At 60.4% G+C, this 16,726-nt stretch carries 15 protein-coding genes; 6 read left to right on the plus strand and 9 right to left on the minus strand.

The features are described from left to right. Positions 1-98: 98 nt before the first annotated feature. Together BOP96_RS26850 and BOP96_RS26855 are read right to left on the minus strand one after the other, a co-directional pair. On the minus strand, positions 99-1,112 hold the full coding sequence (locus BOP96_RS26850) for a zinc-binding alcohol dehydrogenase family protein (protein ID WP_073454533.1): 1,014 nt from the start codon (positions 1,110-1,112) through the stop codon (positions 99-101). A 136-nt stretch (positions 1,113-1,248) separates the two neighbouring features. Continuing rightward, positions 1,249-1,542 carry a putative quinol monooxygenase gene (locus BOP96_RS26855; RefSeq protein WP_003188253.1) on the minus strand — a complete coding sequence of 98 codons (294 nt, stop codon included), beginning with the start codon at positions 1,540-1,542 and terminating at the stop codon, positions 1,249-1,251. Positions 1,543-1,659: 117 nt separating this feature from the next. Between BOP96_RS26855 and BOP96_RS26860 the strand changes: the two genes are divergently transcribed. From BOP96_RS26860 to BOP96_RS26870, 3 genes are all read left to right on the plus strand, one after another. After that, entirely contained in the window at positions 1,660-2,589 is a 930-nt protein-coding gene (locus BOP96_RS26860; RefSeq protein ID WP_032902910.1) for a LysR family transcriptional regulator, read from the plus strand. A gap of 135 nt (positions 2,590-2,724) precedes the next feature. Continuing rightward, a complete protein-coding gene (locus tag BOP96_RS26865; protein WP_020301942.1) occupies positions 2,725-3,411 on the plus strand; it encodes an ArsR/SmtB family transcription factor in 687 nt (228 codons plus the stop codon). 201 nt (positions 3,412-3,612) lie between these two features. After that, positions 3,613-4,983, plus strand: coding sequence for an MFS transporter (locus BOP96_RS26870; RefSeq protein WP_014716771.1), 1,371 nt, complete (start codon positions 3,613-3,615; stop codon positions 4,981-4,983). A 126-nt stretch (positions 4,984-5,109) separates the two neighbouring features. Here BOP96_RS26870 and BOP96_RS26875 read toward each other — a convergent pair whose 3' ends face one another. Then, a complete protein-coding gene (locus tag BOP96_RS26875; protein WP_073454535.1) occupies positions 5,110-6,063 on the minus strand; it encodes an adenosine deaminase in 954 nt (317 codons plus the stop codon). A gap of 193 nt (positions 6,064-6,256) precedes the next feature. On the opposite strand from BOP96_RS26875, the gene BOP96_RS26880 reads away from it, so the two are divergent. Further along, the gene (locus BOP96_RS26880; RefSeq protein ID WP_003188263.1) at positions 6,257-7,348 is read left to right on the plus strand and encodes a calcium:proton antiporter; all 1,092 of its coding nucleotides are present in this window, start codon (positions 6,257-6,259) and stop codon (positions 7,346-7,348) included. Positions 7,349-7,482: 134 nt separating this feature from the next. Here BOP96_RS26880 and BOP96_RS26885 read toward each other — a convergent pair whose 3' ends face one another. From BOP96_RS26885 to BOP96_RS26910, 6 genes are all read right to left on the minus strand, one after another. After that, positions 7,483-8,841, minus strand: coding sequence for an 8-oxoguanine deaminase (locus BOP96_RS26885; protein ID WP_020301940.1), 1,359 nt, complete (start codon positions 8,839-8,841; stop codon positions 7,483-7,485). Between the two features lie 146 nt (positions 8,842-8,987). Continuing rightward, positions 8,988-9,674, minus strand: a complete 687-nt coding sequence (locus BOP96_RS26890; protein WP_003188266.1) for an SDR family oxidoreductase — start codon at positions 9,672-9,674, stop codon at positions 8,988-8,990. 56 nt (positions 9,675-9,730) lie between these two features. Continuing rightward, positions 9,731-10,312, minus strand: coding sequence for an IMPACT family protein (locus tag BOP96_RS26895; protein WP_014716775.1), 582 nt, complete (start codon positions 10,310-10,312; stop codon positions 9,731-9,733). A gap of 12 nt (positions 10,313-10,324) precedes the next feature. Beyond that, the gene (locus tag BOP96_RS26900) at positions 10,325-10,984 is read right to left on the minus strand and encodes a TetR/AcrR family transcriptional regulator (RefSeq protein ID WP_005784489.1); all 660 of its coding nucleotides are present in this window, start codon (positions 10,982-10,984) and stop codon (positions 10,325-10,327) included. A gap of 87 nt (positions 10,985-11,071) precedes the next feature. Further along, complete coding sequence (locus BOP96_RS26905) at positions 11,072-12,466, minus strand: uracil-xanthine permease family protein (RefSeq protein ID WP_073454537.1); 1,395 nt, start codon at positions 12,464-12,466, stop codon at positions 11,072-11,074. Between the two features lie 88 nt (positions 12,467-12,554). Continuing rightward, entirely contained in the window at positions 12,555-13,475 is a 921-nt protein-coding gene (locus tag BOP96_RS26910; RefSeq protein WP_003188270.1) for a LysR family transcriptional regulator, read from the minus strand. A gap of 126 nt (positions 13,476-13,601) precedes the next feature. On the opposite strand from BOP96_RS26910, the gene BOP96_RS26915 reads away from it, so the two are divergent. Continuing rightward, positions 13,602-14,951: an aspartate aminotransferase family protein gene (locus BOP96_RS26915; protein WP_073454539.1), complete on the plus strand. Its 1,350-nt coding sequence runs from the start codon at positions 13,602-13,604 to the stop codon at positions 14,949-14,951. Between the two features lie 39 nt (positions 14,952-14,990). Beyond that, positions 14,991-16,484 carry a CoA-acylating methylmalonate-semialdehyde dehydrogenase gene (locus tag BOP96_RS26920; protein WP_014716778.1) on the plus strand — a complete coding sequence of 498 codons (1,494 nt, stop codon included), beginning with the start codon at positions 14,991-14,993 and terminating at the stop codon, positions 16,482-16,484. The last annotated feature ends 242 nt before the right edge of the window (positions 16,485-16,726 follow it).

Genomic DNA, 16,726 nt, shown 5'->3' on the forward strand with positions numbered 1-16,726 from the left:
ACCTGAACGGGCTCATAAATATGACAAGGATCAACTCTCGGACTAATGGTGTCGTCCATTACCTACGTGGATAACGGACGACACTGACAGCCGTTTTTTCAGAACCCCTCCAGCACGATCTTGCCCTTGGCCTTGCCGCTTTCCAGCAGGGCGTGGGCGCGGCGCAGGTTCGCCGCATTGATCACGCCGAAGTGCTCGCCCACCGTGGTTTTCAGGGTGCCGGCGTCGATCAGTTCGGCCACGCGGTTGAGCAGGTTGTGCTGCTCGATCATGTCTGGCGTCTCGAACATCGAACGGGTGTACATGAACTCCCAGTGCAGCGACAGGCTCTTGCGCTTGAGCTTGCTCACATCCAGGGCCTTGGGATCGTCGATCAACGCCAGCTTGCCTTGGGGTTGCAGCGCTTCGACCAGTTGGTCCAAGTGATGCTCGGTCTGGGTCAGGCTGGCAACGTGGGTGACTTGCCCGTGCCCGGCCTGTTTCAACACTTCGCTCAGCGGCTGGCTGTGGTCGATCACCATGTGCGCTCCAAGAGCCTTGGCCCATGCCTGGGTTTCGGGGCGAGAGGCAGTGCCGATGACCTTCAGCGCCGTGAGCTGGTTGGCCAGTTGAGTCAGGATCGACCCCACGCCACCGGCAGCGCCGACGATCAGCAGGCTCTGGCCTTGATCGTCTTTGCCTTCAGCGACCTGCAAGCGTTCGAACAACAGCTCCCACGCAGTGATAGCGGTCAGCGGCAATGCGGCCGCTTCGGCAAACCCCAGGCTTCGGGGCATATGGCCGACGATGCGTTCATCCACGGTGTGCAGTTCGCTGTTGCCGCCTGGGCGTACCAGGGAACCGGCGTAGTACACCTTGTCGCCGACTTTGAATAACGTCACGTCACTGCCGACCGCCTTGACCACACCCGCCACGTCCCAACCCAGCACCTTGGCGGCGCCATTTTCCGGGGCGACGTTCTGGCGCACCTTGGTGTCCACCGGGTTGACCGAGATGGCTTTGACTTCCACCAACAGGTCACGGGGGCCGGCAACGGGGGCTGGTAATTCGATGTCTTGCAGGGATTCTGGATCGTTGATTGGCAGTGAGGCGTAGTAGGCAATGGCTTTCATGATGACTCCAAGTGAATACGGTCAAGGTAGGAGCGAGCTTGCTCGCGAAGATCGTCAACGATGACGTGGTGTTTCTGGTTTCGCGCCTCGTCGTTGGGTTTTCGCGAGCACGCTCGCTCCTACAAAAAAGGCGGGATCAGGCGAGAAATTTCAGGCGTTTGAGTTCGAAGTGTTCGATCACATCGGCGGCCTTGGCGCGAAAGCTCTGGATATGCGCGCTCTGGTCGTGGTCGGCCAGCGCAGCGTCGTCGCTCCAGCGCTCGAGCATGTAGAAGGTCTCGGGGTGTTGCAGGTCCTGGTGCAGGTCGTACTGCTCGCAACCGGCTTCCAGGCGGGTCGGTTCCAGCAGGCCGCGCAGCAGGGTTTCCAGGGTGGCGTGCTGGCCGGGTTTGGCGATCAGCGTGGCGATGACATTAAAAGCGGTGGACATAGTCGACTCCTGGCACGGGGTAACGGGATGGGCAGATGATTGGCTATTTCCCACGCTGATAAAAGCGGCTAAAACAGCAGGCTGTTTCAACCAAATATTGATAATGAGCGGGTATGCATGCTGCGTTTTGATGATTTGCAGTTGTTTGTGCGGGCAGCGGACTTAGGCAGCCTGTCGGCCGCGGCGCGGGTCATGGACCTGTCACCGGCGGTGGCCAGTGCTGCACTCAAGCGTATCGAACAGCAACTGGGCACGCGCTTGCTGGCGCGCTCTACCCGCAGCCTTCGGCTGACGGCCGAAGGTGAGGGCTTTCTGGAGTACGCACGGGCGTCACTGAGTGCGCTGGATGAAGGGCGGCGCCTATTGGCCAGTGGCCAGGATCACGTCAGTGGTGTGCTGCAATTGTCCGCACCCTCGGATTTTGGTCGCAACCAACTGTTGCCGTGGCTGGATGCGTTCCAGCAGGAGCATCCGCAACTGAACGTGCGCCTGTTGCTTGGTGATCGCATCGCCGACCTGTTCCGCCAGCCCGTGGACATTGCCCTGCGCTACGGCGAACCCGAAGACTCCAGCCTGATTGCGCTGCCCATTGCTGCGGACAATATTCGCGTACTCTGCGCCGCCCCCAGTTACCTCGCCCGGCATGGCGAGCCGCGGCATCTGGAACAATTGGCCCAGCACAATTGCCTGCTGTACATGCTCGGCAGCCGCGTCCACGACCACTGGGGTTTTTACGATGGCAAGCGCCACGTAAGCCTGACGGTCAGCGGCGATCGCTTCAGCGATGACGCTGATGTGGTGCGCCGCTGGGCGGTGGCGGGCATGGGCATCGCCTACAAGTCTTGGCTGGATGTGAGCACCGATGTGCTGGCCGGGCGCTTGCGTTTGATCCTGCCGGAACTGCAGGGCGAGCGCACCCCGCTCAACCTGCTGTGCGCCCACCGTGCGCAATTGAGTAAACCCATCAATCTGCTGCGGGACATGCTCGTGTCCCGCTGTGCGACATTGACGGCGCAGCGACCGGGACGCATGGTTTCCCGTCAATAGCCTGCGCCACGCTCGGAAGTTTCACTCGTATCCTGTCCTGATCTGCACTGTCAGACGCCGCGGAACCTACTGCCCGCGCACCTATACTTGGGCGTCAACCGCAGCAGAAAAAATGGTTTAACAGGGAGTGAATACATGGGAGCAGCACCTTGCATCAGCCAGATCGCCAGCTTGCTCGCCGAGCCTAAACGCACGGCCATGCTCTGGGCCTTGATGGACGGTTCGGCGAAATCTTCAGACGAGCTGGCAGCGCTGGCCGGTTTGTCGCCGGCGTCAGCCAATGCACACTTGGCGCGGCTGACCGGCAGCGGCCTGTTGCGGATCGAGGCACGGCGAGGCCAGCGCCTGTTTAGGCTAGCGGCCGCTGATGTCAGCACCGCCATTGATGCATTGGCCAGCACCACCATGGCCAGCGCGGCCCGCAGCACCCCGGATGTTTTGCCACCGGCGCTGCGAGCGCCGCCGTTGCTGCGCCGCGCCCGCTGGTGCCACGGCCACCTCGGCGGTGAACTGGCGGCGCAGCTGTATCAACGGATGCTTGAGGCCGGATGGATCGAGCGCCATGAGCAGCGTACCGAGGTGACGCCCAGGGGCGTGCAAGCGTTGGCGGAACTGGGCATTTTTACCCAGGCATTGGCATCGCCGCTGGCCTGCGACTGTTTCGACTGGAGCCAGCAACAACCCCATCTGGGCGGTGCGCTGGGGGCGGGCTTGATGCAGCTGTTTTTGCAGGCGAACTGGATCAGCGTGATCAACGAGTCACGGGCCCTGTCGGTCAATGACGGGGGGCTTGAGCACATAGCTCGCGTTGCCAAGCTGTAGGAGCGAGCTTGCTCGTGAAAAACTTGAGGGCGCCGCGTTTTATCCAGATGCCCCGCGTTATCGTTAACGTTCTTCGCGAGCAAGCTCGCTCCTACAGGTGCTGGCGTCGCTCTCAGCTGTCGTCAGGTCGCATTCAGCAATAGCCGGCGTAAACGATGCCGCACACTCGCCAAGGGGATTTTTTCATACGAGGGGTGCGGCATGGGTAGGCAGGGTTATAGCGCGGCGGAACGCTTGGAACGGTTGCCCATCAGCGGTTACCACCGAGTCATTTTCATCATCATCGCCCTGGCGTTTTTCTTCGACTCCATGGACCTGGCGATGATGACCTTCCTGCTGGGCTCGATCAAAGCCGAGTTTGGCCTGAGCACGGCCCAGGCCGGGTTGCTGGCCAGTTCGAGTTTTTTCGGCATGGTGGTGGGCGCTTCGCTGTCCGGGATGCTTGCTGATCGCTTCGGGCGCAAGCCGGTGTTCCAGTGGAGCATCGTACTCTGGGGCCTGGCGAGCTACCTGTGTTCCATGGCGCAGACGGTGGAGACGCTGACGTTGTTCCGGATCCTGCTGGGCATTGGCATGGGCATGGAGTTTCCCATTGCCCAGTCGATGCTGTCGGAGCTGATCCCCGCCAAGCGACGCGGCCGTTACATCGCCTTGATGGATGGCTTCTGGCCGTTGGGTTTTGTGGCCGCGGGCGTGTTGTCTTACTTCTTGTTGCCGGTGATTGGCTGGCGCGACATCTTTCTGGTGTTGGCGATACCGGCGGTGTTTGTGCTGGCCATCCGTTTCTTTATTCCGGAGTCGCCGCGTTGGCTGGAACAGGCTGGGCGCCATGAGGCGGCGGACAAGGTCTTGCTTGGCATCGAGCAGAAGGTGCGCGATTCCCTGGGCCGCGCCGACTTGCCGGAGCCGATTGCCCTGCCACGGATCGAGAGTGCGCCGGGGACGTTTTTCTCCGCGTTCCAGCAGCTGTGGTCGGCGCAGTACCGCCAACGCACGATGATGATCTGGAGTGTGTGGTTCTTCGCCCTGCTTGGGTTCTACGGGCTGACGTCGTGGTTGAGTGCGTTGTTACAGCAATCGGGTTTTGCTGTGACTCAGTCGGTGTATTACACGGTGATCATTTCTCTGGGCGGAATCCCAGGCTTTTTGATGGCCGCGTGGTTGGTCGAGCGCTGGGGGCGCAAGCCCGTGTGCGTGGTGACCTTGCTGGGCGGTGGGGTGATGGCGTTTGTGTATGGGCAAAGCGCAGTGTTTGGCGGCAACGTAAGCCTGCTGATCACCTCGGGGTTGTTGATGCAGTTCTTCCTGTTTGGCATGTGGGCGGTGCTGTACACCTACACGCCGGAGTTGTATCCCACCTCGGCACGTGCGACCGGCTCGGGGTTTGCGTCGGCGATTGGGCGGGTTGGCTCGTTGCTGGGGCCGTTGGTAACCGGACTGGTATTCCCGATAACCGGGCAGGGCGGGGTATTTGCCTTGGGTGCGCTGTGCTTTGCGGTGGCGGCGCTGGTGGTGTGGTTGTTCGGGATGGAGACCAAGGGCAAGACCCTGGAAGAACTCACCCAGGCTTAAAGCTGATGGGGCCATGTGGGAGCCGGGCTTGCCCGCGATAGCGGTAGGTCAGGCAATAAGAGGCTGGCTGATACACCGCTATCGCAGGCAAGCCAGCTCCCACAGGTTGAGTCCAGGTCTATTCAGTTATGGCTTCACGAGCCGCGCATCCAGGCTGTTCTGCGCCAGGCGTTTGGCCTGGTCCTGAGACATGCCCAGGCTGGTGTGCAGCGCATGGAAGTTCTCAGTGACGTAACCGCCGAAGTACGCCGGGTCATCCGAGTTCACGGTGACCTTTACGCCACGTTCGAGCATGTCGAGGATGTTGTGCTGGGCCATGTCGTCGAACACGCAGAGCTTGGTGTTGGACAGCGGGCACACGGTCAACGGGATCTGCTCGTCGATGATGCGCTGCATCAGGCGTTCATCTTCAATGGCTCGCACGCCGTGGTCGATGCGCTGGATTTTCAACAGGTCGAGGGCTTCCCAGATGTACTCGGGCGGGCCTTCTTCACCGGCGTGGGCCACGGTCAGGAAGCCTTCGTGACGGGCACGGTCGAACACGCGCTGGAACTTGCTCGGTGGGTGGCCCATTTCCGAGCTGTCCAGGCCCACGGCCACGAACGCGTCACGGAATGGCAGCGCCTGGTCGAGGGTTTTCTGCGCTTCGTCTTCGCTCAGGTGGCGCAGGAAGCTGAGGATCAAACCGCTGGTGATGCCCAGTTGCTGCTCGCCGTCTTTGAGTGCGGCGGCGATGCCGTTGAGCACCACTTCGAACGGCACGCCACGGTCGGTGTGGGTTTGCGGGTCGAAGAAGGGTTCAGTGTGAATCACGTTCTGGGCCTTGCAGCGCAGCAGGTAGGCCCAGGTCAGGTCGTAGAAATCCTGGGACGTGCGCAGCACATCGGCGCCCTTGTAATACAGGTCGAGAAACTCTTGCAGGTTGTTGAAGGCGTAGGCCTTGCGCAGGGTTTCGACGTCGTTCCATGGCAGCGCAATCTTGTTGCGCTCGGCCAGGGCGAACAGCAGCTCAGGCTCCAGCGAGCCTTCCAGGTGCAGGTGCAATTCAGCCTTGGGCAGGGCGTTGAGCCAATCGTACATTTTTAAATTCTCATCAGGTGCAATGGCGGCATTCTACAGGCCATGGCTGAAATAATCGGCAAAACCTGACCAGCAGGAGAGTATTTCTGTCACTCACGCAAGGGCGGCCTGAACTAAGGTGTAACGAAACGTTAGTGGCTCGGCGCAGTCTGTACCCCATCAATGACTGATTCGCTGTATGAAAAGGCCCGGAATGCTCACATCCCTCAAGCAAGAAAAATTCATGCTGCTGGCGCTGATTGCCGCCATCGCCGCCTACCCGCTGGAACACTGGATGCTCCACAGCGGCCAACTGGTCGCGCTGCTGGCCGGCTTCGCGCTGATCGCGTTTATCGTGATGGCATCGATGCGCGTGGCTCATCACGCCGAGCAGTTGGCGGAAAAAGTCGGTGACCCCTACGGCACCATGATCCTGACCCTCGCCGCGGTATTGGTGGAGGTGGTGATCCTGGCGATCATGATGAGCAACGAGCCATCGCCGACGCTGGTGCGCGACACCATTTACTCAGCGGTGATGCTCGATATCAACGGCATCCTCGGCCTGGCCGCGCTGATGGGCGGCATCAAGCATGGCGAACAGTCCTACAACGATGACTCGGCGCGCACCTACAGTGTGATGATTCTTACTGCCATGGGTGTGTCGATGGTGGTGCCGGAATTTATCCCCGAAGCGGACTGGAAAATTTACTCGGCCTTCACCATTGGCGCGATGGTGGTGCTTTACACCTTGTTCCTGCGCATGCAGGTGGGGCCGCACAGTTATTTCTTCAGCTACAGCTATCCGGAAAAACGCCGTAAGAAACAGCCGGAAGACGAGCACGCGCCGTCTGTCAGCCTGACGTTTTCCATTGCGACCCTGGTGTTTGGGGTGATCGTGATTGGGGCGCTGGCCGAGGTGATGTCAAAGACCCTCGACCTGGGCCTGGAAGGGACCGGCGCACCGCCGGTGATTACCGCGATTGTGGTGGCGGCTATCTCGGCCGCGCCGGAGATCCTCACGGCACTGCGCGCCGCGTTGGCCAACCGCATGCAATCGGTGGTCAACATCGCGCTGGGGGCTTCGTTGTCTACGGTGATCCTGACGGTGCCGGTGATGGAAGCCATGGCGCTCTACACCGGGCAGCCGTTCCAGATGGCGATGACGCCGGTGCAAACGGTGATGGTGTTTATCACCCTGATCGTCAGCGCGATCAACCTCAACGATGGTGAAACCAATGCGATAGAAGGGATGACGCATTTTGTATTGTTTGCGACCTTTATCATGCTGTCGCTGTTGGGGCTATAACCCGATTTGAACGGCGCCGCAGACCCAATGTGGGAGCGGGCTTGCTCGCGAATGCGGTGGTTCAGTCACAGATGTACTGACTGACACAGCGCATTCGCGAGCAAGCCCGCTCCACATTTGGATTGGTACCTGGCTTAGGTGCCTGCGATCAACTGGCGCGCTGCCTGGCTGTGATCCGCGATCAAGCCTTTCAGATCCAGCCCTTCGACTTGGCCGTCGATCACCCGCCATTGACCTGCGATCATCACCCGGTCTGCCCGGTCCGCACCGCACAACAGCAGCGCGGAAATGGGGTCATGGCTGCCGGAGAAGCGCAGCTCATCAAGCTTGAACAGTGCCAGGTCCGCCTGTTTGCCTACTGCCAACTCGCCAATATCCGTGCGCCCCAGCAACTGCGCCGAGCCCTTGGTGGCCCAGCCCAATACACCTTCGGGGGTGATCTTTTCCGCGCCATAGCGCAGGCGCTGGATGTACAGGGCCTGGCGGGCTTCAAGGATCATGTTCGAAGCGTCGTTGGAGGCCGAGCCGTCCACGCCCAAGCCGATGGGGGCGCCGGCGGCGAGCAGGTCCAGGGTCGGGCAGATGCCGGAGGCCAGGCGCATATTCGAGCTTGGACAATGGCAGATGCCAGTGCCGGCTGCGCCCAGGCGCTCGATTTCGTCCGGGTTGAAGTGAATGCCGTGGGCCAGCCAAGTGCGCGGGCCAAGCCAGCCGACGCTGTCGAGGTAATCCACGGTACGCAGCCCGAAGCGTTGCAGGCAGAAATCTTCCTCATCAAGGGTTTCCGCCAGGTGGGTGTGTAGGCGCACGTCCAACTGGTTGGCCAGCTCGGCGCTGGCTTGCATGATTTCGGGGGTGACGGAAAACGGCGAGCACGGCGCCAGGGCGATCTGGATCTGCGCACCGTCACCGCGCTGGTGATATTCGCGGATCAGGCGCTGGCTGTCTTCGAGAATCACCTGGCCTTGCTGCACCGTTTGCTGCGGCGGCAGGCCGCCATCGGCTTCGCCCAGGCTCATGGAACCGCGGGTGAGCATGGCGCGCATCCCCAGTTCACGCACGCTGTCTACCTGCACATCAATGGCGTTTTCCAAACCATCGGGGAACAGGTAGTGGTGGTCGGCCGCCGTGGTGCAGCCCGAGAGCAGCAATTCGGCCAGGGCGACTTTGCTGGCCAGGGCGAGTTTTTCCGGGGTGAGTCGCGCCCATACCGGGTACAGGGTTTTCAGCCAGGGAAACAGCGGCTGGTTGACCACCGGGCCCCAGGCACGGGTCAGGGTTTGATAGAAGTGGTGGTGGGTGTTGATCAGCCCAGGCAGCACCACATGCTCGCGGGCATCGAACACCTGCGCGCAAGGCTGCGCAGGCGCTTGCCCTTGGGCCAGCACTTCGGTGATGACACCGTCTTGCAGCACCAGGCCGCCACGGGCATCGAGGCCATTGGCGGTGAAAATCGCGAGGGGGTTTTTTAACCAGATACGGGTCGCAGGCATTGGCCGGCTCCTCTGAATGATGGGTTCAGGTTTGCCAGCTCAGTGTTGCCCTGTCTGCTGATCCAGGGTCGCCGGGGAGGGCGAGATGGGCAGTTTACGCGTGGATCGTTATCGACGGCAATTGGTCGATAACGACCCTTTGCCACTTACCAGGCGATGGTGTCGCCTTTGTAGTCGACGAAGTGATGGCCGCCTTTGCCGGTGTAGGCATTTACCTGGTCCACCAGGCCGCGCACGCTGGTCTCGACGTCGATGTGGGCGTTTTCGCCGCCCATGTCGGTCTTCACCCAGCCTGGATGCAGCGACAGCACCGTCGGTTTGGGCTCGCCCAGTTGCGTGATAAAGCTGTTGGTCATCGAATTGAGGGCGGCCTTGCTGGCTTTGTACAGCGCCAGGTCCGAGCCGTCGGGAATGGTCACGCTGCCCAGTACTGAACTCATGAAGGCCAGCACGCCGGTGTCTTTGCGGATCTGCCCGACAAAACGCTGGGCCAGGTTGATCGGCGCCACGGCGTTGGTGAAGAACAACTGGCCGACTTCCGCCAGGGTCGCGTGGCCGGGCTCCTGATTGGCCGGGCCTTTGACGCCGGCGTTGACGAACAGCAGGTCAAAGGTGCGATCTTTCAGGCGTTGGGCCAGGGCGATCACGGCTTGCTGATCGTCCATGTCCAACTTCTCGATCTGCACCGGCCCCACGGCTTTCAACGCATCGGCCTTGTTCGGATCGCGCACGGTGGCGGTCACGTCCCAGCCGTCCTGGAGCAGTTGCTTGACCAGGCCAAGGCCCAGCCCGCGCGAGGCGCCGATGATCAGTGCGGTTTTTGGCGTAGACATGAAAGGCTTCCTTTGAAATCGCGGTTCAGGGAGTTCAGCGCATAACAGTAGCAGTTTCAGCGTTCGAGCAGGATGCGCCCACGGCTCAGGTCGGCGAGCTGGGTTTGCAGGGTGTCAATGTGCGCCTCCCCCAGGGCGAGTTGCAGTTCTACGCCGTTGGCGGTAAAGGTTTCTTCCACCACAAGCCCGCCGAGTTCAGCGACACGCAGCTTCACCAGGTTCAGTTCGGAGAAGCCACAGGCGCAACGCAGGGGGACGCGGCTGATCAGCTCGATGCGCTCGGCATTTTGCAGGCATTTATTGGCCCCGCCGCCATAGGCGCGGGCCAATCCACCCGTGCCCAGTTGAATGCCGCCGTACCAGCGGATCACCAAGACGGCCACCTGATCAAAGCCCTGGGCCTCGATGGCTGCAAGAATCGGGCGCCCGGCGGTGCCTCCGGGTTCGCCGTCATCGCTGCTGCGGTATTGATCGCCCAGCTTCCAGGCCCAGCAGTTGTGCGTGGCGTTGAGGTCGCTGTGTTGCTCGAAAAACGCCTGGGCGTCCTGCGGGCTGGTAATCGGCGCCGCCAAGGTGATAAAGCGACTTTTGCGTATTTCTTCACGAAACTCGCAAAAGCCGGTGAGCGTAAAAGACATAAATCGCTTCGTTTATAGGGCTGGCTTGATGCCGCAGCCTTTGAGAATGATATGGATCAGGTTGGTGCCAGCATCTTCCATGTCCTGCTTGGTCAGCTTGGTGCGACCGGTAACACGGCAGATCTGGGTGGCGAAGTCAGCGTAGTGCTGGGTGCTGCCCCACAGCAGGAAGATCAGGTGCACAGGGTCGACGGGGTCCATTTTGCCGGCGTCGATCCACGCCTGGAACACTGCGGCACGGCCACTGAACCAGGCCCGATAGTCCTGGCCGAAATATTCAGTGAGGCATTCGCCACCGCTGATGATCTCCATGGCGAAGATCCGCGAAGCCTGGGGTTGGCGGCGCGAGAATTCCATCTTGGTGCGGATGTAGCGAGCGAGCGCCACGGCCGGGTCGTCCTCGGCGGTCAGCGCGTTGAAGGTGCTGTCCCACAGTTCGAGGATATTGCTCAGCACTGCGATGTACAGGCCCAGCTTGTTGGTGAAGTAGTAATGCAAGTTGGCCTTGGGCAGCCCGGCGCTGGCAGCGATGGTGTTCATGCTGGTGCCTTTGTAGCCATGACGCGCGAATTCATCTTCAGCAGCCTGGAGAATCGCTTGTTCGTTCTTTTGCCGAATGCGGCTGGCGGGTTTACCGGCGTGGTTGCTGTGGGCAGGAACTTCGAGGCTCATGGAGGTTTCCGTGCTGATCGATAGAGACGACGTGTGCACAGATAACCCACCCTCAAGCCTCAGACAAGTCCTGATGCAATAAAACCGTCAAAGCGGTTCCAGGCTGTCGCGTTCCGGGGTGTGGTTTGCGGCGGCGGTACTTGCCTTGGCCTCCGGCAGTAACAGGCACAGCAGGATGGCGGTGATACCGCCGCTGGTGATGGCGGAGTCGAACAGGTTCTGCACCAGTGTCGGCATCAGGTGCAGCAGGTTAGGTTGCGCGGCGATACCCAGGCCAACGCCGAATGAGGTGGCGATGATCAGCATGCTGCGTCGGTCCAGCGGTGCCTGGGCAAGGATGCGCACGCCGGCCGCCGCCACGCTGCCGAACATCACCAGGGTGGCGCCGCCCAGCACCGGCTTGGGGATTTGCTGCAGCACGGCGCCGATCAATGGAAACAGGCCCAGACAGAACAGCAACACGCCGATGTACAAACCGACGTAACGGCTGGCCACGCCGGTGAGCTGGATCACGCCATTGTTCTGCGCAAACGTGGTGTTGGGGAAGGCGCTGAAGGTGGCGGCGATCATGCAGCTCACCCCATCGCCGAGCACGCCGCCCTTGAGCCGGCTTATATAAGAAGGGCCGCTGATGGGCTGGCGGGCAATCATGCAATTGGCGGTGAGATCGCCGACGGTTTCGATGCTGCTGATCAGATAAATCAGCGCAATCGGGAGGAAGGCGCTCCAGTCGAAGTTGAAACCAAAGCGGAATGGTGTAGGCAGGCTGACCAATGGCAGGTCAGGCAACGCCTGGGGAGTCAGTTTGCCGCTGAACCACGCCGCGAGGCTGCCCAGGGCCAGGCCGATGATGATGGCCGACAAGCGTACCCAGGGCGTGTTCGAGCGGTTGAGCAGGATGATCGTCAATACAACGAACAGGCCCAGCGCCAGGTTGGCGGGGGCGCCGAAGTCCGGTGCATTGAAACCGCCGCCGAGGTCGGTGATGCCTACTTTGATCAGGCTGATGCCGATCAGCGTAATTACGATGCCGGTCACCAGGGGAGTGATCACGCGGCGCAACTGGCTGATAAAGCGGCTCAATACAATCTGCACCGCCGCGCCGAAGAAGCACACGCCGAAAATCATCGCCAGAATGTCTTCCGGTCTGCCACCGCGTTGCTTCACCAGAAAGCCTGCTGACAATACGGCGCCGAGAAACGCAAAGCTGGTGCCTTGCAGGCAGATCATGCCGGCACCGATGCCAAACGGCCTGCGTGCCTGGATGAAGGTGCCTACGCCGGAAACCATCAACGCCATGCTGATCAGGTAGGGCAAGTGGGCGGTGAGGCCGAGGGTGGAGCCAATAATCAGCGGCGGCGTAATGATGCCGACGAACGCCGCCAGGACATGTTGCAGCGCCGCGAGGAGAGCGGGCAGTGGTTTCGGCCGGTCGTTGAGGCCGTAGATCAGGTCGCTGGGGCTGGAGGATTCTGGGGGCATGGCGGGTCAACTCAAGGCGGACGGTTCAAGGTCCTTGAACCCTTGCAAAAAGCTGTCCATATGCTCAGCTTTTTGTGCAAGGCCCGAGTTAGCGGGTGGCGGCCAGGCTTTCGAGGAAGCTTTCCAGCACCAAATGAGGGCGACGGCCCTTGCGCGTGACCGATGCCAGGCTCAAATCGTAAAAACGTGTCGCCGGTTTCAGCGCACGCAGTCGGCCTTGTTGCACCCATAGGCTGGCGTAGTGATCGGGCAAATAGCCGATATAACGCCCGGTGAGAATCAGGAACGCCATGCCTTCACGGTCTGACGCACTGGCGGTGCAGTTGAGCGCCTGGTAATGGGCCTGGATTTCCGCGGGTAAGCGGAAGGTGGGGGCGATGGCATCCTGGCTGTCGATGCGTTCGTCGTCGAGTTGCTTGTTGTCGGCGTAAAACAGCGGGTGGCCGACCGCGCAATAGAGCAAGGAGCGTTCGCTGTACAGCGGCTGGTATTCCAGGCCCGACAGTGCGCTGGCCTGGGGCACCACACCGACGTGCAGGCGACCGTCGAGTACGCCTTGCTCCACTTCATTGGGGGCGATCATGCGAATCTGGATCTGCACGTCCGGGCCGCGTTCCTTCAACTGCGCCAATGCGTGGGTGATGCGCATATGGGGCAGGGTCACCAGATTGTCGGTGAGGCCAATGATCAACTCTCCGCGCAAATGTTGGTGCAGGCCGTTGACCTCGGTGCGAAAACTTTCCAGGGCACTCAGCAGTTGCAGGGCAGACTGATAGACCTCGCGGCCTTCTTCTGTCAGAGAGAACCCGGCGCGGCCGCGTTGGCAGAGCCTCAGCCCGAGCCGTTGTTCAAGGTCGCTCATCTGCTGGCTGATGGCCGAGCGCCCGATGCCAAGGACGGTTTCCGCTGCCGAGAAGCCGCCGCACTCCACCACGCTGCGAAAGATGCGCAGCAAGCGAATATCGAAGTCACTGACTTGGGCCAAAGGGTCGGGACGACGGCTGCTCATAGTTTAGTGAAGGCCTGACTGAAGGTTAGAAGAGTTGGATTTCACCGACTTTATCCCCGTGGCAATTTAACTGCAACAACGCTTTTTCAATCCCGACGCTGCCTTTTGCCCTGCGAGGTTTTGCTGATGAACATGCCCGAAAACGCCCCATCGTCACTGGCCAGCCAATTGAAGCTGGATGCGCACTGGATGCCTTACACCGCCAACCGCAACTTCCAGCGCGATCCACGCCTGATCGTGGCCGCCGAGGGTAGCTGGTTGACCGATGACAAGGGGCGCAAGGTCTATGATTCGTTGTCGGGCCTGTGGACCTGTGGCGCCGGGCATACGCGCAAGGAAATCCAGGAAGCGGTCGCCAAGCAATTGGGCACCTTGGACTACTCCCCAGGCTTCCAATACGGTCATCCGTTGTCCTTCCAGTTGGCGGAAAAGATCACCGACCTGACCCCAGGCAACCTGAATCATGTGTTCTTCACCGATTCGGGCTCTGAATGTGCCGATACGGCAGTAAAGATGGTGCGGGCCTACTGGCGCCTCAAAGGTCAGGCCACCAAGACCAAGATGATTGGTCGAGCCCGTGGTTACCACGGTGTGAACATTGCTGGTACCAGCCTGGGCGGTGTGAACGGTAACCGTAAGCTGTTTGGCCAGGCGATGATGGACGTCGACCATCTGCCTCACACCTTGCTGGCCAGCAACGCCTTCTCCCGGGGCATGCCGGAGCAGGGTGGTATTGCCTTGGCCGATGAGTTGCTCAAGCTGATTGAGCTGCATGATGCGTCGAACATCGCAGCCGTGTTTGTCGAGCCGATGGCCGGTTCCGCTGGCGTATTGGTGCCACCGCAGGGTTATCTCAAGCGCCTGCGCGAAATTTGCGACCAGCACAATATCCTGTTGGTGTTCGACGAAGTGATCACAGGCTTTGGCCGCACCGGCTCGATGTTCGGTGCCGACAGCTTTGGCGTGACACCGGACCTGATGTGCATCGCCAAGCAAGTCACCAACGGCGCGATCCCGATGGGCGCGGTGATTGCCAGTAGCGAGATCTACCAGACCTTCATGAATCAGGCGACGCCGGAATACGCCGTGGAATTCCCCCACGGCTACACCTACTCGGCGCACCCGGTGGCCTGCGCGGCGGGCTTGACGGCATTGGACCTGTTGCAGAAAGAAAACCTGGTGCAGAGCGTAGCCGAAGTCGCACCGCACTTTGAGAATGCGCTGCACGGTTTGAAGGGCAGCAAGAACGTGATCGACATTCGCAACTACGGCCTGGCCGGTGCGATTCAGATTGCCCCGCGTGATGGAGATGCCATCGTGCGTCCATTCGAGGCCGGCATGGCATTGTGGAAGGCCGGTTTCTATGTGCGTTTTGGCGGCGACACCCTGCAGTTCGGGCCAACCTTCAACAGCAAGCCGCAGGACCTGGACCGTCTGTTTGACGCGGTCGGCGAAGTGCTGAACAAGATCGACTGATTTCTCCTTCTATATAGAACAATTTTTCAGGAGCCCTGCATGAGCCTTATCCAGCATTTGATCAACGGTGAGCTGGTCAACGACAGCGGTCGTAGTGCCGACGTCTATAACCCGTCTACCGGCCAGGTGATTCACCAGGTGCCGTTGGCCAGCCGTGAAACCATTCAACAGGCGATTGACTCAGCCAAGGCGGCGTTTCCGGCCTGGCGCAATACGCCGCCGGCCAAGCGTGCCCAGGTGATGTTCCGTTTCAAGCAACTGCTGGAGCAGAACGAAGCACGGATCTCGCAGTTGATCAGCGAAGAACATGGCAAAACCCTGGAAGACGCCGCGGGTGAACTCAAGCGTGGGATCGAGAACGTGGAGTACGCGTGCTCGGCGCCGGAGATTCTCAAGGGTGAATACAGCCGCAACGTAGGGCCGAACATTGATGCGTGGTCGGACTTCCAGCCATTGGGCGTGGTAGCGGGTATTACCCCGTTCAACTTCCCGGCGATGGTGCCGTTGTGGATGTACCCGCTGGCGATTGTCTGCGGTAACTGTTTCATCCTTAAACCTTCAGAGCGCGACCCGAGTTCGACGCTGTTGATCGCGCAGCTGTTGCAGGAAGCCGGGCTGCCCAAAGGCGTGCTCAGCGTGGTGCATGGCGACAAGGGCGCGGTGGACGCATTGATCGAAGCGCCTGAAGTCAAAGCCTTGAGCTTTGTAGGCTCGACGCCGATTGCCGAGTACATCTATTCCGAAGCGACCAAACGTGGCAAGCGTGTGCAGGCGCTGGGCGGGGCGAAAAACCACGCGGTGCTGATGCCGGATGCAGACCTGGATAACGCTGTGAGTGCCCTGATGGGCGCGGCGTATGGTTCCTGCGGTGAGCGTTGCATGGCGATCTCGGTGGCTGTGTGCGTGGGCGATCAGGTGGCGGATGCATTGATTGCCAAGCTGGTGCCACAGGTCAAGGCGTTGAAGATTGGTGCGGGCACTTCTTGCGGGCTGGATATGGGCCCGTTGGTGACGGGGCAGGCGCGAGATAAAGTCAGTGGCTATATAGAAGACGGTGTGTCGGCGGGGGCTGAGCTGGTCGTTGATGGCCGTGGCTTGAGTGTTGCCGGGCATGAGCAAGGTTTTTTCCTCGGTGGCAGCTTGTTTGACCGCGTCACCCCTGAGATGCGTATCTATAAAGAAGAGATCTTTGGCCCGGTGTTGTGCGTAGTGCGGGTGGATAGCCTGGAAGCGGCGATGCAACTCATCAACGATCATGAATACGGCAACGGTACTTGTATCTTCACCCGTGATGGTGAAGCGGCGCGTCTGTTCTGTGATGAGATTGAAGTCGGCATGGTGGGTGTTAACGTGCCGCTGCCGGTGCCGGTTGCGTATCACAGCTTTGGTGGCTGGAAGCGTTCGCTGTTTGGCGACTTGCATGCCTATGGGCCGGACGGGGTGCGTTTCTATACTCGTCGCAAGGCGATCACCCAGCGTTGGCCGCAACGGGCCAGCCATGAAGCGTCGCAATTCGCCTTTCCCAGCCTGTAAGGCTCGGTAGGTAAAAGGCCGGCCCCTTGGGGCCGGCCTTTACGTTGTTGGAGCTTTTTTGACTTATATGACAGAAATGTGAAAAAGAAGGTTGACGGCAAATTCTGGAAGCCTATAATTCGCCCCACTTCCGGCGCAGTCGAAACGGAAAACTCCTTGTTAAACAATGAGTTACGCAGTTCTCGACAGCAAGTTGCTTCAGTTCATCGAAGCCAAAAGGAAGTTGAAAAAGAGGTGTTGAC

It is taken from the genome of Pseudomonas sp. FSL W5-0203, assembly GCF_001896155.1.
Lineage (GTDB): Bacteria > Pseudomonadota > Gammaproteobacteria > Pseudomonadales > Pseudomonadaceae > Aquipseudomonas > Aquipseudomonas paracarnis.